A 23,503-nucleotide genomic window follows, 5' to 3' on the forward strand; every position below is an offset into this window, starting at 1 on the left:
AAAGATTGTATTATTCTCCTCAAAATCGGTAACAAGTTGTTCGAAAAAAAAAACTTTCCCTGCCCGATCTGACTGATTGTCCGGTTGTAGTTCGCCCACACCCTTCATTCTTTACCAAAAAAATAGATTATCCAAAGCATTTTTTTGACGTATCCAGGTTACCGTCAGCATCTGAACTGGGCTTAAAGATCAAAATAAACGTACAAATATTAGCGTTTTCTATCTAAAACCAAGCCTAAAACATTTCTATCTCAATTGTAGTTATATGACTACAATCCAAGAGTAAATTATTTGATAAATTTACTCAATAAGATCCCGAATAAATATCGTTTTAAGTGTTTCTGTAAATTGTAAGAAGATAAATATCAGACTTTTAACTCGCATCAAAGTTTTAGTCGCACAGTCATTTATTCTTTCTACCATTACAAGCCGACTGTTTACTAAACGGAGACGATGGAATACTGACCGTAAAATGTGCCCTGTTATATTACACTACTCAACGACACTATGCAACAAGCTCTTCCCAACTGCAAAAAAGCAGAAGAATTAAACCTGGAAAACTCAAATAGATCCATCCCGAATCACGGACTAAACAAAGTAATCCGACGGTATCTCGGTTAAATTTTCTCATTTCACTCCCAAAACATAGTCTGAAATTACGTTTAAGCCAGTGAAGTCTACGATTCAAACTGCTGACACCATTAACCTTTGCCCCTTTAAAGGCTAAGAACCTGTCCGTTATGCGCATGGCAGTATGCATACCACAATTACGGCATCATCCAAAGCAAAACAAATTTGACATTTTTTACATATTTTCTCAATCTTTCAATTTACACTTATGACAAAACATTTCCACCGAAAAAATAGCTTAGCGATCAGGCTTATGTTTCTCTTTGCCCTCCTGTCGAGCCCCTCGTTTGCCTTGCATCACATAGATGATCAGGTTAAGGGCAAAAGTCAAATTTTAGAGGCATTAAAAGGTGCACAAGCTGGGACTCTGCACTTTATTTCACACGGTAGACCAGGTGAATTACTGGTTGGCGGGCAATGGCTGGATGCGCCAAAACTTGCCGCGGTGCTGCGAGAGAAATTAAAAAAAGACCCAAGCATCATGCATATCAACATATATGGATGTGAATACGGGAAAGGGGCCGAAGGGCAAGCAGCAGTTACTTATTTACAAAACACATTGAAGGTCGGAATTGCTGCCTCTAACAATGTTACCGGTCGTGGTGGGGATTGGGAGCTGGAATTAGGCACCCCCGGCCAAAGTATTGTGCCAGTCGGTAATTACCCTTATAATTTACAGTTTACAGACGGAGATGATTTTGATGGCGACGGGGTTATCAATTCGCTGGATCTGGACGATGATAATGACGGGATATTAGATAGCGAAGAATCCACGGTACCTGTTCAATTGTGCACACTTAACTATCCCAACAGTGCCACAGCCAACCTTGCTTCTCCAGCCACAGCATTTCCGGCGGGAAGGGAATTAGCCAATACCTACGACAACCAGCTGACAACATTTGGCGGCGCGGCCGCGAATATCCCCACGCTGATTGGGACTGTAACTTATGTGTACAATACCCCACTAAATCAGGTTACCGAATTTCAGTTCTTTTCAAATGGCGGAAGTGTGTTGAGTGACGGGCAAGTAACGAACATCGCATCTGTCAAATTTTACAACAGCGCAAATCAATTGTTGTATCAGGAAGATAATGTCGTTATCCCACAGGCCAGCAGCGTCACGCCTTTTGTACTTACTTTTCCAACCCCATTGGAGGGTGTCGCCTCATTTACCCTTGAAGATCTATCTGACCAGACACATGGAAACGCTAGCGAAGCTGTCTGGAAAGAGGTAAATGTTAAAACTTGCAGTATGTCGAGTGGAGACCTTGATACCGACAACGATGGAATCGCAAACCGGTTTGACTTGGATAGTGACGGCGATGGATGTCCGGATTCACAGGAAGCCGCAGTAGTATCAAGTTTTCCGCGGATCCCTTTTGCCGGTGTAGTAGTGACCAACACCGGTGGTACCCAACCCGCGGTATTGTCACAAATCAACCTGGGTACTTTCCGGGACAATAACGGTAACGGGTTTGATGACAGACTTGAAACTGCAAACGCCGGCTCTTATTCAGGGACTTATACATACGATAAAGCTACAGATAATTTGGCTGCCGGTTGTATCACAGATCTCGACAGTGATGCTGATGGAGTTGCAGACTCGGTCGATCTGGATGACGACAATGATGGTATATTGGACGTAGCTGAATCCGCGGTGTCTTCGTGCAGCCTTCAATACCCCAACAGTGCTTCGGCCGACATCGCTTCTCCCGCTACCGCTTTTCCAACAGGAAGAAGTCTTGCCAATACTTTTGACAATAACCTTGGAACTTTTGGTGGTGCCTCAGCGAATACTGCCAGCCTGATTGGTACAGTAACGTATTTCTACAATACACCGCTTGACCAGGTAACCGAATTTCAGTTCTTTTCTAATGGCGGAGGCGTTTTGACTGACGGGCAGGTAACCAACATAGCGTCTGTCAAGTTTTATAATAGCACAAATCAGTTGCTCTACCAGCTCGATAATGTGGTTATCCCACAGGCCAGCGTTACTACTCCTTACGTTTTTACATTTCCAACGCCCTTACAAGGTGTGTCCTCTTTTTCCCTAACAGATTTGTCGGATCAGACACACGGAGCCGCCAGTGAAGCCATCTGGAAAGATGTAAACCTTAAGAGCTGCCCTCTCCCAGCCGATCTGGATACAGATCAGGACGGTATTGTCAACCGCCTGGATCTGGACAGTGACGGTGACGGATGCCCTGATTCGCAGGAAGCGGCAGTGGTGAGTAGTTTTACCAGTGTTCAGTTTGCAAATATCAATGTATTTAATGCAAGCGGTGAATCTGCTGCCCTAGCTTCACAGGTTGCCGCAGCTACCTTCAGTGATCAGAACGGCAATGGGTTCGACGACCGCTTAGAAACCGGAACAGCGGGGGTTTATGCAGGCAGTTATACTTATCAAAATGCAGTCAACAGTGCCACTGCTGCCTGCACACCTTTACCGGTAACATTGATTTCTTTTACGGCCAAAACAAGTCCTGAAGGAAACCGGCTGGATTGGGAAACTGCTCAGGAAAAAGACTTTGACCGTTTTGTCATTGAGAAAAGTCCGGATCTGGCAAATGGCTTTACAAATATAGGTAGTGTAAAGGGTGGTTCGGCGAGCTACAACTTTACTGATATAACTAACGGTAAAGGACATAGTTATTACCGCTTAAAGATGATTGACCTCGATGGAAGCTCAGCGTATTCTCGCATTGTACAAGTGTATCAGCCGTATGGTGAGAACGAACATTCTGTCTTTCCTAACCCCGCGATTAAACACACGGTGTTTATTTTCAACTATTTTACAATAAAGACCGTGGCTGTTTACGATATAAATGGCAATGCGGTAAATTTCAAAACCTCGAAGCAAATGGACCGGTACAGGTTTGATATCGACCCCAAAGCATCACCAGGTATTTACATTATCGAATATCGTGTTGGCTCTGATCTGATACGGCGTAAGTTTAGTTTGAACTAGACAAAGGATTTATCACAGGATGCATGAAAACGGAGTGGATGATCGCATCTACTCCGTTTTCTTTAAAAAAATTAACCAGGGATCCGGAAGAATGCCCTGTCAAAGCTGATAACGGTCGACAACTCTTACAAGATCGACAATATTTTCGACAGCGAGCTTTTGAAAAATCCTTGTTTTCTGGGTACTTACAGTCGAGAATTTCAGGTTAAGTTCATCAGCAATTTCCTTGGTCCACTTACCGGCAAGCAGAAGTTCAAGAACCTGCTTTTCGCGGGCAGAAAGAGATTCCACCGGATTTTTATGCTGCTGGCCGCTAAGGATGTCCTGGAATATTTTTTGCTGAACCACACGACTCATATATTGTCTATCCTCCATTACAGTTTGAATAGCCTTCTGTATTTCATCGTCGCTACTGCCTTTATAAAGAAATCCATTGGCTCCGGCACTAATATACGGCGGAGCAAAAAGCAGTTCATCTCTACCTGTGCAGACCAGAATCCTTACTTCTGACTGTTGTTTACGAAGGATTTTTATCATTCCTGTGCCCAGTCCGCCAGGAATTCCAAGATCAAGAATGATAAGATCCATATTGTTGTTTTGAAGCTCCTTCATGGCCTCTACAAAAGAATTTGCAAAATACACTTTGGAAGCTTTAATTACTTTTTCTAACAAAATCTGTAGCCCAAGGCTCGTCATTCGATGGTCATCGACGATCAATATTTTATTCATAACGGCCAATTTCCTTCCCTGATTTATATTTAACTATCAGTACAATTAATTCAAACTGCTTATTGAAATGTGTTAATTCAAGTGTCCTGCTGTAATAAAAGTCTGACATAATCGATATTTTTCAAATAGTTAAGTATCTAAAAAAAACACTTGATGCAAGTTCCATACGTTCCGAATTCTCGATGAAATCTAATTCGGGTTCGGTTCAGCGCTAATTGTTAGCAACTCCTGTTACCTTCGATTTTCCGAAACATTGGTGGCAAACAAGGCGATTTTATAATCACAAAAAATGAAGCTCATGCCAAAGATTGTCAGGACTTTTTAAATGTAAGTGTCACTTTCGTGCCGTGTATATCTGAATCCATCCGTATTTGAATACCAAGCAAAAAAGATATTTCTTTTACCAACAGAAGACCTATTCCGTACATTTCACTTTGATCAATTTCATCATTGAGCGGCTGCACTATGTTGTCCATGTTAAACCAATCAATCATATGTAAAGGTACTGGCTCTCCCTTGTTGGTAACAGACAATTCTATGGCTCGATCTGTGCTGGCAGCTTTGACTTCAATTGTTCCGTTATCAGTGTATCTATTTGCATTATCAATTAGATTATGCAGCACAATGCCAAGCAAATTATAATTACTCTGAACATAAAACTTTTGATCCACATTGATCAAAAGTGAGTTATCCTTCAGCTGAAGCCCCCCTTCAAACAAAAGCACTTTTTCTTGCAGTAGGCTTTGAAGATTAACCTTCTCATTTTCCATTTTTTGCCGGATAGGCAACTTGGTAAACTCCAGAAGATTTTTTACAAAGGTTAGGGTTGTTTTGAGTGACCTGTTTAACTCACTTGAATACCTATGTATTGCAACCTGGTTTCCGTTAACAGCAGCTAGTTTGGCAATTTTATCTGCAACCACCATAGAAAACTTGAATGGTCCCCGGATATCGTGATTAAACGACGCGATAATTCTTGACTGAATATATATCTGATGTTCAAGCTCACGCTGTGTTTTCTGCATTGAACTCAAGGTGTAGTGAAGCGCCTTTGTTCTTTCAAATACTTCTTTTTCTAATAACTTATTCTCTATCTGAAATCTTTGTACTACTAATTTTTGATGTTCACGTTGTGCCTTTCGCACTTCAAGATCTTTGTGGACATAATATGCGCCGGGGATCAGTATCACACTCATCAGAATCCCTCTGCTGGATAACATCAGAATCCGCATATAAAGCGGATTCGTAGCCGTTCGAAAGGGAAAATCCTTGAAGAATGGATTAAAAGTAAAAAAGAATACATTCGATAGCAGACAGCAGCAGAGTAATGATAATACGATTTTATGCCAGCCTTTGAGATCTTTACGGTTCTGTAAGTAGATGATTGCGTGCCAACAGGCAAGACTCATCAAAAAAATAACGACTTCGGAACCAATTAAGTTAACAGGATCCTTCCACTGCCCTTCTGAGATTCTCGCAGGCAATACAAATAAAGGAATGGCTCCGGCCACAATTAAACCGGCCCGATTCTGATATCTCTTCATCAATTTAAATACTCAAAAATTTAATGACTATTTTGAGTAGAAAGCAGGCTTTACACATAAAAAAATCTGTGGACATATTGTCTGATAAAATTTAGAGGAGACCCTTGTAAAGGTCTACTTTGTTGATGAGCTCTATAACATTTTCTACATCAAGTTTTTCAAATATCCTTGATTTATAAGTGCTCACCGTTGAAACTTTTAAGTTAAGCTCCTGAGCGATTTCCTTTGTAAATTTACCCAATATTAGAAGGTGCATAACCTCTTGTTCTCTGCTAGATAGCTCTGCGAGAAAATCTTTTAAGGGTGTACTTTCCACTTTCATTTTCGCAAATTGGGTGGCTTTTGACAATATCGTGCCGATAGCGCGGATAAGCTCCTTCTCATCACCAATTTTCGATACAAAACCGTCCGCACCTGAATTCAAATAATGTTCAGCATAAATTTCTTCCTGCAGCCCGGTAAAGATCAAAACTTTCAGCGCGGGCTGAATCAACCGAAACTTCTCGATCATCTTACTATTCTCGCCTCCCGGGATATTTATATCCAATATAATCAGGCTTACGTTTTCTTTGCCAAGATAATCCAGCGCATCGAAAAAGGTTGATGCGAAATCAATTTGATAGCTCGGGAATGATTCTTCCAGTAGGATTCCCAGGCCCATTTGCACGATCACCTGGTCTTCAACAACTAATATTTTCTCTGCCATAACCACAAATATATAAATCAATGTACATAAATGGTTACAACTGTTAATGAGAAAATCAAAATTTGCACTTCGATACCGTTTAATGATTTGCAAATACGATCACTAGTTCTGGTGAATATTTCCGGCATAAGTGTGACGGTATTACCCACAAGAGGCTGACCTGCATTACCAACCACCCTACCAACCACAGACTGCCCCAATAGTTCCTGATACTGCACTAACAGCAGTGTTAGCAAATTAAATAGTAAAAATGTTTTATACATCCAGTCCGTTTTTCAATCTGCCCTAAGCGCAAGATCTGATTGAGATAACTAGCTGGCCCTAAGTTTAGGCAGTGCCATAATTTGCTCACAGTTTTTTACATTTCAAGTGAGTGCTTAGCGGAAATTCACCTGGCATTTCTCCCATATAATGATCTTGCCCAGCACCACTCGAATCCATCAACCGGCACAGAATCCCGGCATCGACAAGATCCAAAAAAAGTTCTGTAAAGACTTATCCGGTTGATTTTATAAGCAGGAATTGCCGTCAAACGGGCCTTTGGCAGAGACTTGCTTTCACACATAAAATATTCGGTACAGCAATCCTGTTTGGCGTTGGAGCAATCCCTTTATTTATCATAATATTTTTGGCGCTTTTCATGTTCTAAGCCGTCAATGAAGAATATTGCTGTTAATCACGCGGCAAATAAATACCATTGTGCAACAATATTACATAATTGATAATTTTTCAGTGGCATAATAATCCGGGAACAGACTCACTCACTCACTCACTCACTCACTCACTCACTCACTCACTCACTCACTCACTCACTTATTCTCTTGAAAAAAGTTTGGTAAAATCTGATTCGTATCCTTATTGGTCAAATTCAGCTAATCTGAACTTCGTCACAATGGCGACAGGTTAGCATAATAATAGAATATCTTAATGTAATCCAGTTTCAAAAATTATTTATGCAACAGTGATGCAAGTTTAATTTTTTGTTTTATAATTTGCAACCTCGTTGCACTAGACTAACTATTAATGCTCGGCTGGTGCATAGGATTACTTTGTGTCACATATCTCGAATCAGTCCTTGGAATCCAAATACTTTACACCAATGCAGTTAAAATTTATCCGATTCATTGCCCGGCAGGAATGGAATTCCATTTTCCGAAGCAAAATTCCGCTTGCCCTCTATGCCGTATTATTGACGGTCAGTCTGCTGGCTACTTTCACCGGCTGGCAGTACGTCAGCAAGTTCAATACGCAGCAGGCTGCTGCAAAAGAAGAAGTCCATGACCACTGGATGACACAACCCAACCGGCACCCGCACCGTGTGGCTCATTACGGGTATCTGGTTTTCAGGGAAAAATCTCCGCTGAGTTTCTTTGACTTCGGTCTGGACAGTTATGTCGGTAACTCTGTTTTTCTGGAAGCCCACCGTCAGAATACAGTCAACATGAGCGAAGCCGGTTTCTCCAACGGAATGCTTCGTTTCGGAGAGCTGAGTATGGCGCTGGTTCTGCAGGTACTTGTGCCACTCTTTATTATTTTTATCGGCTTTCACTCCGTTGCAGGTCTGAAACAAAATGGTGTTTTAAAAATCCTGCTTTGCCAGAAAGCTTCCTATCTGGACATTCTTCTGGGTAAAACAGCCGGGATCGCAGCCGTTACCTGGGCATTGTTTCTACCGCTGCTGCTGGTCAGTCTGCTTACCGGTGTGGTGTCTCTTTCCCGTGATTTTGGCAGCGAAGGTTTGGTACGTGTGGGACTTATCGTTTTGTTATATGGGCTCTATTTTCTGATTATTACCATGCTGGTGGTAGCCGTTTCGGCCATGAGCTCCAATGCCAGAAATGCACTGATGGTGCTGGTTCTTATTTGGATTCTGTTTTTTGTAGTTGTTCCAAAAAGTGCTCAGACACTTGGAAACGGAATTTACAGTGCACCGGACAAAATTGCTTTTGAACAGGCCATCGAAGTGGATGTGAGCCAGGAAGGTGACAGCCATGATCCCAATGATCCGCATTTTTCGGACTTAAAGGCCGCAACGCTCAAAAAATACGGTGTTGATTCCATATCTGCGCTGCCGGTCAACTACGGCGCACTGGTGATGCAGGAAGGTGAAAACATCAGCTCACGGATTTTTAACAAACATTACGATCAGCTGATCCAGACTTATAAAGCGCAGAATTCGATCTCATCCTTTCTGGGTTTTGCCGATCCGTTCCTGGCTATCCGCAATATCTCCATGAACCTGGCCGGAACCGATTTTGACACCTTTACTGAATTTCAGAAACAAACGGAAAAGTACAGATTTGAAAAGACAAAAAACCTGAACGAAATCCATCTCACCCAGATCAAATACAAAGAGGACAGCAAACAAAAAGTGAGTGCCCGAAACTTTCAACAGCAACCTGAATTCAAATTTCAACCCGTTTCCATTCAGGATAACCTGGTTAATGGTGCATTGAACCTTGCTGCGCTGATATTCTGGATCCTGGCCGGATTCGTAGCCTTAAATTTTATTTCCTCCAAACGTCAATACCAGTTATGAAAATCAGTCAGAAAATATTGTTTCTGGAAACCAAAAATTTCCTTTTGGGCAAGACCGTTCTGATCGGTGCGATCAGCCTTTTGCTTTTCGGAATTTATGGATTTTATCACGGAAGCAAAGTCATCGACCGCCAGCAAAAAACGATTGAATCTGTTGCCCAGGTTCAAAAAAACCATCTTGACCTGATTGTTGCGCACGGAACAGGAAAACCTGCTGGCACGACGGCATATTATCCGTTTTTCTATACCTTCAATCCGGCTTCTCCCTGGGCAAAGTTCTCCATCGGGCAAAGGGACGTCAATCCATTCACGCTCAAAATGAAAATGCTGGCCATTGAAGGTCAGCTTTATGATTCCGAACTGACCAATCCGCTGACGCTGCTGGTTGGAAATCTGGACGCTTCCTTTGTTTTCCTGTTTCTTTTCCCGCTGCTGATCATTGCTTTTTCCTATAACGCCATTTCTGAAGAGCAGGAAAACGGCGTCTGGAAAATTGTTCGTACCACTACTGAAAGTATTACCTCTGCGATTATAAACAAGCTTTTAATCCGCCTGGCAGTGATCCTGATCACGACGGCAGTGATTTTCGTTGCCGGGATTTTGTATCTGAAGCTTCCCTTCTCCTACCCGACTTTTCAATTGGGACTGGTGATTTTGCTGTACGTGCTCTTTTGGTTTACAGTATCCGTCATCGTCATTTCCTTGGGTAAAAGCTCGTCTTTTAATGCGACTACGCTGGTCTCTGTCTGGATTTTCCTTTGTATCCTTTTCCCCGGTATTGCCAATGTGACTGTCAACAACAGCATCCCTGTTCCCGAGGCTTCGGAAACGACCATCAAACAGCGTGAAGGTTATCACCAAAAGTGGGATGAGCCCAAGGGACCTACCATGGAAAAGTTTTATGCCGTCTACCCGCAGTACAGGAAATACCCGGTCGCCGAAGATAAATACTCGCCCGGGTGGTATTACGCCATGCAGTTATCAGGAGATCTGGAATCGGCCAATTCCTCAGGAAAATTGTTTGGTAAATTAGATCAAAGACAGAGGTTATCAGAAAACATAGCCGCCTTTAATCCGGTTGTTGCCGCACAACAGCTGGTAAACAAAATCGCCAATACCGATATGACTAGTCACATTCGGTATTTACAGTCTGTTAAAGCCCATCACCGACAGATCCGGGAATATTTTTATCCATTTATTTTTGAGGAAACCCCGACTGAATCCATCAACTGGGCTGGTTATCCTGCTTACAAACCGGTAGGTTATACAATGGATACTTTAACAGGTGGCCTGCTGGCAATCCTGATCTGGACGGCAGCCGGGCTGGGAATTTCCATCTTCCTTTTCAAAAGAAACTTTATTCACATCAAAGACGTGCAAAATGCTTGAAGCTAAAAATCTAACCAAAAGATACGGCAGCCATACTGCCTTGAATAAGCTGAACCTGACGATCAAACCGGGCGAAATATTTGCGCTGCTTGGGCAAAATGGCGCCGGAAAAACGACCACCATCAATCTTTTTCTGGGCTTTATCCAGCCCAGCGAAGGTTCGGCCAGTATCAATGGTGTTTCCGTGGCTGAACATCCGCAGGAAATAAAACAGCACCTGGCCTATATTCCTGAAACGGTCATGCTGTATCCGAATCTGACAGGCCTTGAAAACCTTGAATACTTTTCTTCCCTGGCAGGATTTGATTATTCCAAAAAAGAGCTCGGTGAACTGCTTGCCACGGCAGGATTACAACCGCAGGCATTTGACCAGAGACTGGGCGGTTACTCCAAAGGCATGCGCCAAAAAGTCGGCATTGCGATTGCAGTCGCCAAAAAAGCGAAGGTGCTGCTGCTGGATGAACCAACAAGCGGACTGGACCCCAAAGCGTCGAATGAATTTTCTGAGATTCTAAAAACACTTGCTGCAAAAGGGACCGCAATCCTGATGGCGACCCATGATATTTTCAGGGCGAAAGAAGTAGCCACACGCATTGGTATTATGAAAGAAGGCGATCTGCAGTCGGTGGTCAATGCCATTGACATTTCTGCCAATGAGCTTGAAGCACTGTATCTTAAAACTGTTTAAATAATCCACTCTCCCATTTAACCCCACTTTATGAGGCCAATTTTAATTATTTTTTTCTGCCTGAGTGCGCTCTTTTCAAATGCGCAAAGCATATCAGGTAACGTTTCGGACGCCCACACCGGAGCAGGAATCCAGGGAGCTTCGGTAAAACTTTTGAATTCCCAAACAGGAACCGTCACTGATTCTACGGGCAATTTCTCCATCGAAGGCAAAGGACCTTTGGAAGTTTCATTTTTAGGCTATAAAAAAACGAGGGTTAACAACACCAATCAGTTTTTGAACATTGCACTGATCTCTGAAACCAATCAATTGCAGACTGTTGAAGTTTTGGGCCGTGTGGCAAAAGATTACAATAGTGACTACTCTTTTTCAGCCACCCGGATTTCTGCGCTTAATAAGGATATTCCGCAGTCGATTTCCACCATCACCAAGGAACTGATGGCCGACAGACAGGCGTTTCATCTGGGCGATGCAGTGAAATTAGCCAGCGGCGTAATACCATCAAGTTATTACAATCAGTATACCATCCGCGGCATCAGCCAGAACGAAGAAGGACAGATCATCAACGGAATGCGTACCAGGCAGTATTATTTTCTTCAACCACTAACCTCAAACATTGAGCGCGTCGAAGTAATCAAAGGACCTGCCAGTGCTACATTCTCATCAGTGGATCCGGGCGGAAGTATTAATCTGGTAACCAAAAAGCCGCTTGCCATCAACCGAAAAGAAGTTACATTAAGCGCAGGCAGTTTCAGTACTTTCCGTGGAACGCTGGATTTTACCGGGCCACTGAACGAATCGAAAACTCTGCTTTACAGGCTCAACGGCGCTTATCAGGAAGGCCGCTCTTTCCGTGACCTGGTGGGAAGCAAATCGCTTCTGATCTCCCCTTCAATCAGCTATCTTCCGACAGATAAAACTGCCATTAGTGCGGAGCTGATTTATAGCAACGACAATGGTAATCTGGACCGCGGGCAACCGATTTTTGGAGCGGTTTCGGGAAAAACCGATCTGAGCAGTACACCGAAGAGCCTGAACCTTGGCGCGCCAAACGATTTTTTCAAATCCAAGCAACTGATCATGATGGGCAGTCTAACGCACAAGTTCACATCACAGATCAGTTTCAATGCTTCGTATATGAAGCAATCGTGGACCGAAGATTTGCAGGAACACCGCACCACCAATGCCTTTGCACCCGATATCACCAATCAGCCTGTGACCAGTCTGGCAGCCATGCAGTTTGTGCAGCGCCAGCAGTATTGGAACATAGATAATGTGAATGCTTACTTCAATTTCAATTTCAATACCGGGCCATTTGCCCATAAGTTATTGGCAGGTTATGATCTGAGCAGCTGGCAGAAAGTGAAAGGTGGCGGGCAAAATGCAGCGCGTGGTTTTCTGTTAAAAGACGGCACGGTTGCTGGCTCCTTTGTAGCCGCTAACGCAGCCAATTACCAAACGATAACGGTTGGCGGAAAAACACTGCCACGTCCTAATGTTAATTATTTTGACCTGCAAAACCCGCAGTACACGATCAGAAATGTGGAAGACTATACCCTGAACGTGCGCTCAGCATTGCCTTCCGCGCTCACAACCACCAATGCCATTTATATTCAGGAGCAGCTGCAATGGAATAAATTCATCCTGTTGCTCAGCCTGAAAAACGAGTGGTTTGAGGACATTACTAATTACCAGGCACCTGGTACGCTGACTGTAAAGAAAACGGCACTTTTACCAAGGATTGGCCTTACCTATGCCATCAATAAAGCCATCAATGTGTATGGAACCTATCTGGAAGGATTTCAGCCGCAGTCTAACACGGTAACGCTGATGCCGCAAACTGGGACATTGCCTGCCGGAAGCCAGTTCGATCCTTTGACGAGTAATCTGAAAGAAGCCGGGATGAAAGCCGATTTATTCCAAAGCCGGATCCGGATGAATGTAGCGGTATATGAGATCAAGCAGAAAAACATTCTGATGAATGCCAACGATCCGCAAAATCCTGACCTGCTCGTAACGCGCGGCGGCGAACGCAGCCGGGGCGTTGAATGGGATATTGCCGGATATATTACGCCTAACTGGCAGATCAATGCATCTTACAGTTATATCAACGCGATCATTACCAACGATGCAAATGAAAGTCTGATCGGTGCCCGAAAACAAAATACGCCTAAACAAAGCGCAAACCTTTGGACCCGCTACAACTTTAGTGCTTCTTCCCCGCTGAAAGACCTGGGCATTGGCTTTGGCGTGCAGCATCAGGGAAACAAGCTACCCTGGTTCGACCGCACGTTCACCATTCCTGCCTTTACCATTTTTGATGCGGCCCTGTATTATAATCCCGGACGCAGTAACATGCAGATTGCTGTGAATGCAGGCAATTTGTTTAACAAAAACTACTGGCTGGGTGCTCAGAATTATCTGCGTTTATTCCCAGGGGCTCCAAGAAATGGTATGGTTACGCTGACGTATAGATTTTAGTCTCAGCAGTATTTTCTGTCAATAAAGAAGAGCCGCGGCGGGAGCCTGTTATCAGGAAACGGTCGGGGCTTTCTTTGTTATACGTTGAGGTAAATTTTATCTTCGGCTTTGATTTTGTTGTGCCCGCTGGAATCTGATTCCTTTTTAGCTTTATGTTTTTCCATCAGTTCGGCGTGCTCTGCATCCATTTGGCGATGTGCTTCTTCAAGATCGCGGTGGTCAGTTTCGAGGTTCTAGTGATCTTCACTTAACTCTTTTTCACGATCGGAATTCTTATTGTTATACGAGCTGAGCAGCATAACCGCACGCATCAGGTCTGCGGCAATTTTATCAAAGCCTATGTGCTCGTGCCATGGTTTCTTATAAATCCTACGAATTTACAGCGGCTGTTGCGTTAATATTGTTTGTGCATTGTCGTAACGCAAAAGGCCTTTCCAGCTACCTGTGATCGGATAACGCTGCCCGGTCATTTTGTTTTGTATAACGGCGCTGAAAGAACAGGTCATATGAAAGGCCTGAATACTGTAATTAACAAGAATTTTGGAGCGTGGGGGAACATTGACCATTACGACTTTGGTACTTTGGGATACTAAATGATAAGGCTTTTGGTTAGCCTGCTGGTTTAAGAGGAATTTTTCGGGAAACAGGTCAAAATAACTATCCGAATTCCAGTTTTGAGGAACACTTACAAACAAGTCATCCAGTTTTACATCTTTGGGTAAGGCATCCAAATTGGTTAAATGAAAACGTGATGTTTTGTTTAATTTATTAAGATCTCCCGTAAACTTCTGGACATTTAAATCATTGCCGGGATTATAAAAAGTGGTGTCGTTTAACACGACTTTTGCTGTGTCGATTTTATCGTTCGTATTCATAAAATAGCGAACATCCTGAATAACATATTCTGCTGAGGACACTTCTTCCGGTTCCACCTTCACAGACTTGGAGCAGGAAGAAAAAAGCATCGATACCAAACCTATCATTAGTATACTGATAAAGAAACTGTTAACGTATTTTTTTACCTTGCTCATGTATATAAAAAGATTAGTAATAATTTGGTTACTTGTAAAAGTAGACAACTTACTTAATATAACTATGCTGTACAGCTTTTTTAGGATTGTACAGGTAATGCAGAAAGCTTTACGAAAAGTCAAACTAATAAGTGATTAGTTATTTTTTACAGTTTGCTGCTTTTTTATTAAATCCAGTGTAAACTTTAAAGCGTCCCGGTATTCTACCTGATGATCGGGAATAACTCCCCTGAAATCAGTCTCTTTGGCGCCCATGTTGTAATATAAATTGTGCGATATGGTCAGTTCCATGTTGGTCACCGGCAGATGCGTGGTAATGATATCTCCAAAGCTTACAATCTGTCCGCCTGTCTCCTGCCCTACTACTGTTCCGAGTTTGTAGTGATGTATCGCCTGGGTAAAATCAACAGCAGACGAAAAAGTGAAAGGGCTTGTCAGTACAAACAGCTGGCCATCAAACCGGTTGGCAAGTTCCTTTCTTTTTATGAGTGCATAGTCCTCCACTTCGATACTGCCATTTTCTTTATTCATCATCACCTCATAAGCACTGCTGTTGCGATCCGTATTTGCATTGTTTTTATACCTTTCTTTTTGCAGACTGCTATACTTTGTAACCACTTTCGCGTATTGATTGAAGTCAGATTGTACAAAATATTGTAAAAATTCATCGCCAACTTCGGAGTCTCCTCCCAGATTGGACCTTAAATCAATGATAAGCTTGTCCACTTTTTGTTCTCTAAGCAACGAAAACGTCGAATCTGCAAAACGCTGAAAAGAGGGTTTGTCTTCAAAACTTCGGAAGTCGATGATGGCCGTATTCAGACTGTCCACCAGTTTTAAACTATAAGGTGCCTGACACGGTGCGGCTTGACTTTCCTTTGGCTTGCGCGCGTTAAACTCTTTGTCACTGATACCCGCAAGTGCAATTTTCTTTACTCCCGGCCCGGATGCATACGTAATAGTGTAGCTACTATCGATGTTATACAATTGTTTTAAATGGAACTGAAGAAATGAGCTCCCAAAGGCAAGGCGAAACTCCTGACTTTCGCCCGAGGTCATCCTGATGATATCATCTGCTATTTTTTTGGATGCGATGTTATTTATTGACAGTATCTCTGCATTTACCGGTATGGGAATATCCAGATCAGGCAGTATAGGCCCCTGATAAGAAATATAAGGCTGTTTTACTGAAAATTTCAGCCTGACCGGTATCCTGAACGGGTTGGGATACAGCGTATAAAATTCGGATAAGGGCATGGCCAGATCCGTATGCCCGTCTTCCAGCCTGACCAGTACAGGTTCAATAAGCTGGTAAAAAGATAAAGTGGATATTGGTTTGGTGATCTGCCGTTTCACATCAGCGATATCGCTGTAAAACGAATCTTTGGGATACCGGTAATAAGGATCGGGATGGGTATCTTCTATAAATTTAACGAGGGAGTCAATATCGCTTTTCAGCTTTTGAGGATCGTATTTTTTTGGTAGATCCTGCGCCTGAACTATACAAAAGGTAGAACCCATGACCAGGAAAAACGTAATCTGTAAAAGCAATCTTAAACTTGTAAACATAACGCTACTCTTCATTCTGCGGTAATTAAATTTCATGGCTAATAGAATAATCCCAATCTGAGCAGTGGGCTTCGATATTAATACGATGTATCTTTTTACAGAAATGTTGCATGAGCAGCGATATTTCCTGATATATTTTCCTGAATGAACCGTCTGAATGTGGTGCCAATTTATTTCTACCCGTTACCGCATTGATACAGCAAATGGATGGTCAGCACCGTACACATGACCTCAAACAGCAATCTCAAAAAACATCTTCCCGCAAAACCGGTTTAGTTTTTTAAACCATCCGCCATCACCTCCAAGGCTCTCATTTACCGTTTAATAAATATTTCCAGGTTTTACATTACTTTTATGCGAACTAATTTGCTACTTAGGGTTACAATCTAACCTTCCCTATATATGACAACGTTATTGAAAACTGCATGTTTGCTTCTTTGTAGAAATTCTTCCTTAAAATTTCTGGGTAGACGTTAGCTTTTTCTTTGGGATTGGCGAGTGGTGGCTTGATGGGGTTTTGACTCTGTTGGGTGGTGGTCAAATACTAATCGCTTTTGCCGGGAATCACCCATCTGTTTATTTACATCTCTCCCTTGAATTGTTCAAATAAATACGATAAGTACGACAGAACTTTCGCATATTAGATAGTTATGCGGCAGCTTAAAAGACGACACAACAGACAACCAACAAGATAAGAAAATGGGATTTGGTTTTATTTTATTTTTCGTTTTTATCCTAGTTCCATTGACAGGAATATTCTTGGTGACTTGGTTGCTGACAAAAAAGAAAATTTTCGGAAAGACACTTGGACTAATTTGGCTTGGAATATTTGGACTTGTTTTGCTCTCAGGAATAACTCAATGGTTGACAGCAAAAACAGAATTAGAAAAGAAAGACTATTATGGAGATTATATTGTTAATCGAGACTATTTCTCTGGTAGACAAGCGGACTGGCAATACGACAATTTTAGATTTGAAATAAAGGAGAATGACTCTATTTTCTTTCACGTAACAGACAAGGAGAAAATATTAAAAACATACCGTGGGACAATTACAACGACAAAACCTTATAGTTCGGAACGACTGATAATAAAAATGGAGCAACCAACTCACCACATTATGACAAGTAACCCGACAACTTATCGAAGTGCTTGGAGCTTTTATTTAGTATTTTATTCACCGAAATTTAACAACGTTTATTTCAAAAAAGGACAATGGAAACCACTCGACAAATAGACGACAGAAAAGAAAGCCGACCGCGTAACAGCGGTTTGGCAAAAGTGGCGGTTCAGTGCTCCGCAGACACATTTGTGGTTAATCAAAGTTTAGTTCTCCGCATCAACTTTTGTGCTGAAAATCGCCACCGCAAGCCGCAAAACGTTATGCCAAATTTCAGAAAGACACGACAATGATAACATTCGGAACACCAAAACACCATTGGAATTACTTCCTTGCGATTGAAAAGGACTTGGAAAACCTTTCACGTTATATAGAGTTTGCAAATGCAAATCTCGGAACATACTCCATTGAGTTAACTCATATTTTACTTTCAGCTTCATCAGAAGTGGACGTAATAATGAAACAACTCTGTTTATTAATTGACCCAACACAGACAACTAATAATATTAATGACTACAAAAATGTTATTAAAGCACAATTAGGAACATTTGTAAATGAAGAAATTTGCATCGCTAGGTTTGGATTATCATATAGACCTTGGGACAATTGGAATGGGACACAAAATCCAGACTGGTGGAGAAGTTATAATAACGTAAAACACCAGAGAAACAATCATTTTAATGAAGCTAACTTACAGAATACGATAAATGCTGTCGGAGCATTACTTTTGACAGTTGTATATTATTATAAATATGCATTTACTGCTGAAGCTGTACACGAAATTGACTTTAGAGAAACGACAAGACAATTACAACCTGAATCATCATTTATGAGAATTAATGCTGCCTATTACTATCACCATTTAATTGTATAATGAAGAGAAAAACTGGCATAACAGGCGTTTGGCAAAAAAGCGGGTTCAGTGCTTGAATGAAGCTTTGTGCTTCGTATCAAGTTCAGTGCTGGCAGACAGTTTAGAGCTTCGAAATCCGCTTCTTCGCCAAGCGCCAAAACGTTAGCACTCACCCTAAAAGACCGACACTACCGAACTATATAAACTGACTGATGAATAAAGAAATAACATATAAAGGGACAAGGTGGTATAAATGTGACTTGCATTTACATACTACGGCAAGTTTATGTTTTCAGGACAGAAACGTAACCGCTGAACAATGGGTAAATAGAGCAATTGAAGAAGGACTAAATTGTGTTGCTGTAACCGACCATAACACCGGAATTTCTGTGGATGAGATAAAGGAAGCAGCGGAAGGAACAGGTCTGACTGTTTTTCCTGGAGTTGAAATTACTTGTGACCCTTCAAAAGTTCATCTATTAATTATATTTAATGTAAATAAAACATCGGCTGACATTCGAGATTTTTTGGTTAGAGCTGACATTCGTGCAGATGATTTCGGAAAACAAGAAGCTGCCACTAGTAAAAGTATTTTTGACATTGCTGAATTAGCCAAAACAGACGGTGCAATTGTAATACCTGCACATATAGACGAATACAATGGACTTGGCTCAATTAGTGTAGGAAACTTAAAAAAATTCTATACAGAATGTGATATAAACGCAGTTCAGGTTGTTCACAAAGAATTCCTTGATAGCACTATTCAAACAGCAGGGAATACAGAACTAAAGGCTACATTGAATGATTATTACAATAATCCCAATCTTGCAATTGATGATGTAACGGTAAAGAACTGGTTTACACCAGTTAAATATGCTTTAGAAAATCATTTAGCCGTTCTGACATTTTCAGACAATCCACACGAACCCAAAAAATCTAAACATGGTCTTTGGGGTATTGGTAGTCACTTCACTTGGATAAAAATGGATGAAACTCCATCTCTAGAAGGATTAAGGCAAGCTTTTCTTTTACCTGAATATCGTATCAGAAATGAATTTGATCGCCCTTCTACCCCATATACAAAACCCGACCTTTGGATAAAATCAATTTCAATATCTAACACGACAATTACAGATGTTGCTTCACAATTAAAGATTGATTTTAGTCCACAATTAAACACTTTAATCGGTGGTAGAGGCAGTGGCAAATCAAGTGTATTAAGATTTATTCGTGGGGTTTTTAATCGCACAGCAGACTTAGGCGATTTAAATGAAATTCTAAATGACCACAATGAATTCTATAAAAGGGAAACAGGAAGACCTAAAAAAGGTGTATTAACAGATGCAACAGTAATAGAAATAGAGTTCATAAGAAATGAAGTTCTGCATAAAATTATTGCTTCTAACATTAATAACTCTAGCTCTCAATCCATTCAAATAGAAAAATTGAATGAAACTGGCAACTGGGAAAATGTATCAGATGAAAGCTACATTGATTTTTTTGAATTTGAACACTACTCCCAAAAACAGATTTATGAAATTGCACAAGAACCAAATGCATTAAGAGAAAGAATTGATAAAGCTATTATTGGACTTGATAGAACTAAGGCGGATAGAGACCATTTAAGAAGTCTGTTTTTAGAAAAATCGGCTGCAATCAGAACCGTAGATGTTTTATTGGCTGGAAAAGGAAAGATTGAAACGAGGATAAAAGACCTTGATTTAAACATTAAGAAATTACAGCAAAGCGGTATTGCGGACTTGCTGACAGCAAAAGAAAAGTTCTCAAACGAGAACAATTTAATAAATGCCTTTCAATCTGAAATTGAAGCTAAAGAAAATCAAATTGATGAATTAGCTCAAAACATTAACATTGTAGACATTGACTTTTCATCTTTCGATCAAACACACAGTGAACTATTACAGCAACACACAAAAAATGTTATTGATGGTTTTGAAAAGATTAAATCTGAATTACTAAAACTTAAAGAGCAATCAAGCGAACTTAAAGCGAATTTTGAAACAGCTTTAAATGGATCTACTTGGAAAGAAGCTTTAAATCAGAATACAATAGATTTCAATCTTAAGAAAGAAGAACTTGAGAAAGAGGGAATTGATGCGATTTCAAGTTATGAGAGATTTACAAAAGAAAAGATTGCCTTCGAAGAAGAGTTGGAAGAAATAAATGCCAAAGCAGTCATAAGGGAAACTGACAAAACTGAACGAGAAAGGCTTCAAAACGAATATTTACGACTGAGTAAAGAAATAACAAATAAAAGGCGAGAATTCGTCCAAAGCATTGTTACAGGAGATAAGGTCAAGGTTAATATTAAGCAATTCAGAAATCAATCAGACTTTGAAACTCGTTTGAGAAAACTAATTCAAAGAGAAAACAGTACTTTTCAAACTGACATAGATGCCTTAATTGAAATTTGTTTTAGTGGCAATGTTGAACAGAAAATCAAAGAAGTTAGAGGAGTATTTACTAAAATTAGGGCAAATGAAGATGTAAGCACAACTGTTTCAGGGCATTTTGTGAACTTAGTTAAATCACTGAATGATGCACAAATAGATGAGATAGAATTAATGCTTCCCGAAGACGAAATAGAAGTTCAATATAAACCAACGCCTACTGGTGCATTTAAGTCACTTTCAACAGCATCAGCTGGGCAAAAAACAACAGCTATTTTAACCTTTATTCTATCGTACGGTAAACTTCCTTTAATTCTTGACCAACCTGAAGATGATTTAGACAATAGGTTGGTTTATGAATTAATTGTTGACAGACTGAAGCAAGCTCAAGAAAAGAGACAATTAATTGTAGTAACTCACAATGCAAATGTTCCTGTTAATGGTGACGCTGAATACATCATTTCAATGGATACAGAAAGCAAAGCGTTAAAAGTTTTGCATACTGGGACAGTAGAGCAAATTTCAATAAAGAAGGAAATATGTGATGTTATGGAGGGGGGAGAAATTGCATTTGAAATGAGGTCTAAACGCTATAAATTAATCAAGTAAGACAACGCCCTAAAGCACCCAGAACGACACGAAATGACAACGAATAAACAAGACAGAAAAGAAGGGCGAAGTGCTAACATAGTTTTGCAAAATGGCGGGTTTCGTACTTCTATGACAGTTTAGTGCAAGGTTCAAGTTCAGTGTTTCAATTGAACATTTGTGCTGAAAATCTGCCACTTCGCAAAGCCGAGAATCGTTAGCGGTAATTTTACAGACACAACCTGACACAATAGTAACAAAAAAAATGGGGAAACCATACTTAGAATTAACGACAAAGGATTGCAATAAACTACTTCAGAAGCATCCACAAGAATGGACTCTTTGTTTAGGAGCAGGTATAAATAACAAGGTTTTACCTGACTGGTCAGAATTAACTTTAAATGTAATAAACAAAGTTTTTAAATTTGGGTGGGACAAAACGACATTTGAGCAAACCAACAAAAGTATTGGTTTTAGCTATGACGGTTGGATACAAGCCTGCCTAAATAGACACGTTGAAGAAGGCAATCAAGTTGATTCTTTCCATAAGATTCTTGAAAATGAAATTTATGGCGATTTAATATTAAAGGCAGAAAGTGAAGGTATTAAAGACCTAATGCTCAAATTCCTTAATAAACCACAAATGCAGAGGAAACCTCAAAAGAAGGTGACGGATTTTTTTGAAAAGCATTATTCAAATACAACTTTAATGCAATTAGTAGACGTGCTAACAAGTGACAATAACACTTTCAGACTGCCCGACAAAATCATAACATTCAACGCGGACACATTGTTGTATTCATTGATAGTCGCATATAGTGAGATAAAGTATTCCACCCTTAAAAACCCAAAGGCAATAGAGCCATACAAACTCATACTTAAATCATATCATTCTTGGGGTAACAAAATTCCAATTTTACATCTTCACGGCAGTATATACCCTGAATTAATTTTACACAAAACTAAAAGACCCAAAAAACAGGACGGTAGAGATAACTTAATTTTCTTAGAAAGTTCCTATACAAAAGTTGCTGGTTCAATGTACACTTGGGCTCAGACAAATTTTCTGTATTGTGCATTAAACACAAAAATTGTTTTTTTAGGTTTGTCAATGAGTGACCCAAATATCCGAAAATGGCTCAATTGGACAAATGAGAACATCAATGCAGACTTGACTTCATTCCAAAAAACAGACATTAATTCAAACAAACATATTTGGTTAAAACCAAAACCATCATCAAAGGAAACGCAAGACTTCTTGCAAAGCTCATTGACACATTTAGGAGTGAAAATGGGTTGGATTGACAATTATGGACAGGTAAAAAATTCACTACTTAACATTATGGAGAGATGAAAATTACCGCTAACAGCAGATTTGCAATAGGCGGGGTTTCGTACTCCGCAGACAGTTTTGTGGTAGCAGAAAATTTTTTGCTCAGCTTAAAGTTTAGTGGTAAAAATCCCGCCCATCGCAAATCTGCCAACCGTTCAAATGACTGCTGCCTTCTTACATCTGAACATGACGCAGTGTACGGCCGCCATTTTCACCGGTATGGAGGATTGCAAATTGATACAGGTTCCACACTTATGATTCGGGTTCGCAACGGATCCGGTACAAAATGGGAAAAGTAAACCTGTGTCTCATTAACGTAGACTAGCTATCAAAATAATATTCTGATTTGTGAGATATCAAATTGATACACTTTTTAAGCCATTTTAGGCGGTTGGGTGTCGGCTGGCGCTGGTCTCAGGAAACGGACTTTTATTGAGACAATTTTCAACTATTTTTAGACAAGTGCATTTCTGATCTTCCGTAATAGAGGTAAAATAGCGTCCCAAATACTGGAAGAAAGAGAATTGCCGCCATCCAAATTAATTTTGCTAAAGCCGAATAGTCACTATTAGACATCAGATCAATAATCGCCCAAATTACAAAAGCAGAAAACAAAATAAAGCAAGATATAAGGAACAACTCCTGATTACCTAGCCCAAAGATCGCAGCGAATGGATTGCTCATATACGTTTCTTTAGTAACTATTTCAAATATATAAAAAATATTCCCATCACGCAATACCTTTATTTGAAGCTTTTTGGAGCAGTTATAAGCAAAATACATGAGTCTTTGCCAAAGAGAATCCTGTCCTGATATTGCTCAAAAAAACTACGGGCCATCGCGGGCTGTCTGCCTATTTCAGCCATGACGGCTCCAAATTCGATGTACATATTTGGAAGCTCGTCTTGGTGCAAATCCGGCAGATG

Annotated in this window: 17 protein-coding genes and 1 pseudogene; 10 read left to right on the forward strand and 8 right to left on the reverse strand. The window is 40.7% G+C overall.

From position 1 onward, the window contains the following. The first annotated feature begins 838 nt into the window (after positions 1 to 838). The gene (locus AC1XUO_RS27140) at positions 839 to 3,598 is read left to right on the forward strand and encodes a DUF4347 domain-containing protein (RefSeq protein ID WP_483332978.1); all 2,760 of its coding nucleotides are present in this window, start codon (positions 839 to 841) and stop codon (positions 3,596 to 3,598) included. Positions 3,599 to 3,697: 99 nt separating this feature from the next. Here AC1XUO_RS27140 and AC1XUO_RS27145 read toward each other — a convergent pair whose 3' ends face one another. From AC1XUO_RS27145 to AC1XUO_RS27160, 4 genes are all read right to left on the reverse strand, one after another. Then, positions 3,698 to 4,327 carry a response regulator gene (locus tag AC1XUO_RS27145; RefSeq protein WP_483332979.1) on the reverse strand — a complete coding sequence of 210 codons (630 nt, stop codon included), beginning with the start codon at positions 4,325 to 4,327 and terminating at the stop codon, positions 3,698 to 3,700. A gap of 311 nt (positions 4,328 to 4,638) precedes the next feature. Beyond that, positions 4,639 to 5,838, reverse strand: a complete 1,200-nt coding sequence (locus AC1XUO_RS27150; protein ID WP_483332980.1) for a sensor histidine kinase — start codon at positions 5,836 to 5,838, stop codon at positions 4,639 to 4,641. Positions 5,839 to 5,962: 124 nt separating this feature from the next. Further along, positions 5,963 to 6,577, reverse strand: a complete 615-nt coding sequence (locus AC1XUO_RS27155; RefSeq protein WP_483332981.1) for a response regulator — start codon at positions 6,575 to 6,577, stop codon at positions 5,963 to 5,965. Positions 6,578 to 6,594: 17 nt separating this feature from the next. Continuing rightward, positions 6,595 to 6,840 carry a hypothetical protein gene (locus tag AC1XUO_RS27160; RefSeq protein ID WP_483332982.1) on the reverse strand — a complete coding sequence of 82 codons (246 nt, stop codon included), beginning with the start codon at positions 6,838 to 6,840 and terminating at the stop codon, positions 6,595 to 6,597. Between the two features lie 836 nt (positions 6,841 to 7,676). Here AC1XUO_RS27160 and AC1XUO_RS27165 point away from each other — a divergent pair. The 4 genes from AC1XUO_RS27165 to AC1XUO_RS27180 are packed head-to-tail and all read left to right on the forward strand — an operon-like array spanning position 7,677 to position 13,673. Then, the gene (locus AC1XUO_RS27165) at positions 7,677 to 9,116 is read left to right on the forward strand and encodes an ABC transporter permease (RefSeq protein ID WP_483332983.1); all 1,440 of its coding nucleotides are present in this window, start codon (positions 7,677 to 7,679) and stop codon (positions 9,114 to 9,116) included. Beyond that, positions 9,113 to 10,504, forward strand: a complete 1,392-nt coding sequence (locus AC1XUO_RS27170) for an ABC transporter permease (RefSeq protein ID WP_483332984.1) — start codon at positions 9,113 to 9,115, stop codon at positions 10,502 to 10,504. The genes AC1XUO_RS27165 and AC1XUO_RS27170 overlap by 4 nt, the downstream gene beginning before the upstream one ends. After that, positions 10,497 to 11,192: an ABC transporter ATP-binding protein gene (locus tag AC1XUO_RS27175; RefSeq protein ID WP_483332985.1), complete on the forward strand. Its 696-nt coding sequence runs from the start codon at positions 10,497 to 10,499 to the stop codon at positions 11,190 to 11,192. Before AC1XUO_RS27170 ends, AC1XUO_RS27175 begins: the two co-directional genes overlap by 8 nt. A 30-nt stretch (positions 11,193 to 11,222) precedes the next feature. Continuing rightward, positions 11,223 to 13,673, forward strand: a complete 2,451-nt coding sequence (locus tag AC1XUO_RS27180) for a TonB-dependent siderophore receptor (RefSeq protein ID WP_483332986.1) — start codon at positions 11,223 to 11,225, stop codon at positions 13,671 to 13,673. 377 nt (positions 13,674 to 14,050) lie between these two features. Here the strand turns inward: AC1XUO_RS27180 and AC1XUO_RS27185 are convergent, their stop codons facing one another. Together AC1XUO_RS27185 and AC1XUO_RS27190 are read right to left on the reverse strand one after the other, a co-directional pair. Beyond that, positions 14,051 to 14,704, reverse strand: a complete 654-nt coding sequence (locus AC1XUO_RS27185; protein ID WP_483332987.1) for a hypothetical protein — start codon at positions 14,702 to 14,704, stop codon at positions 14,051 to 14,053. 135 nt (positions 14,705 to 14,839) lie between these two features. Beyond that, positions 14,840 to 16,309, reverse strand: coding sequence for a S41 family peptidase (locus AC1XUO_RS27190; RefSeq protein ID WP_483332988.1), 1,470 nt, complete (start codon positions 16,307 to 16,309; stop codon positions 14,840 to 14,842). A gap of 663 nt (positions 16,310 to 16,972) precedes the next feature. Here AC1XUO_RS27190 and AC1XUO_RS27195 point away from each other — a divergent pair. The 5 genes from AC1XUO_RS27195 to AC1XUO_RS27215 all read left to right on the forward strand — a co-directional run bounded on the left by AC1XUO_RS27195 (position 16,973) and on the right by AC1XUO_RS27215 (position 22,876). Next, positions 16,973 to 17,509, forward strand: coding sequence for a hypothetical protein (locus tag AC1XUO_RS27195; RefSeq protein WP_483332989.1), 537 nt, complete (start codon positions 16,973 to 16,975; stop codon positions 17,507 to 17,509). Between the two features lie 172 nt (positions 17,510 to 17,681). Continuing rightward, positions 17,682 to 18,266: a hypothetical protein gene (locus tag AC1XUO_RS27200; protein WP_483332990.1), complete on the forward strand. Its 585-nt coding sequence runs from the start codon at positions 17,682 to 17,684 to the stop codon at positions 18,264 to 18,266. Positions 18,267 to 18,457: 191 nt separating this feature from the next. Next, positions 18,458 to 21,265, forward strand: coding sequence for a TrlF family AAA-like ATPase (locus tag AC1XUO_RS27205; protein ID WP_483332991.1), 2,808 nt, complete (start codon positions 18,458 to 18,460; stop codon positions 21,263 to 21,265). Between the two features lie 244 nt (positions 21,266 to 21,509). Continuing rightward, positions 21,510 to 22,598 (forward strand): SIR2 family protein, encoded by a 1,089-nt coding sequence (locus tag AC1XUO_RS27210; protein ID WP_483332992.1) that lies wholly within the window; start codon positions 21,510 to 21,512, stop codon positions 22,596 to 22,598. Beyond that, entirely contained in the window at positions 22,595 to 22,876 is a 282-nt protein-coding gene (locus tag AC1XUO_RS27215; protein WP_483332993.1) for a hypothetical protein, read from the forward strand. Before AC1XUO_RS27210 ends, AC1XUO_RS27215 begins: the two co-directional genes overlap by 4 nt. 145 nt (positions 22,877 to 23,021) lie before the next feature. Here the strand turns inward: AC1XUO_RS27215 and AC1XUO_RS27220 are convergent, their stop codons facing one another. Continuing rightward, positions 23,022 to 23,360 (reverse strand): PLD nuclease N-terminal domain-containing protein, encoded by a 339-nt coding sequence (locus AC1XUO_RS27220; RefSeq protein WP_483332994.1) that lies wholly within the window; start codon positions 23,358 to 23,360, stop codon positions 23,022 to 23,024. Continuing rightward, positions 23,354 to 23,473 (reverse strand): annotated as a pseudogene (locus AC1XUO_RS27225) (amidohydrolase family protein); the annotation flags it as partial. The pseudogene AC1XUO_RS27225 and the gene AC1XUO_RS27220, both read right to left, overlap by 7 nt. Between the last annotated feature and the right edge of the window lie 30 nt (positions 23,474 to 23,503).

It is taken from the genome of Dyadobacter sp. HNCC25DJ186 (genome assembly GCF_056895235.1).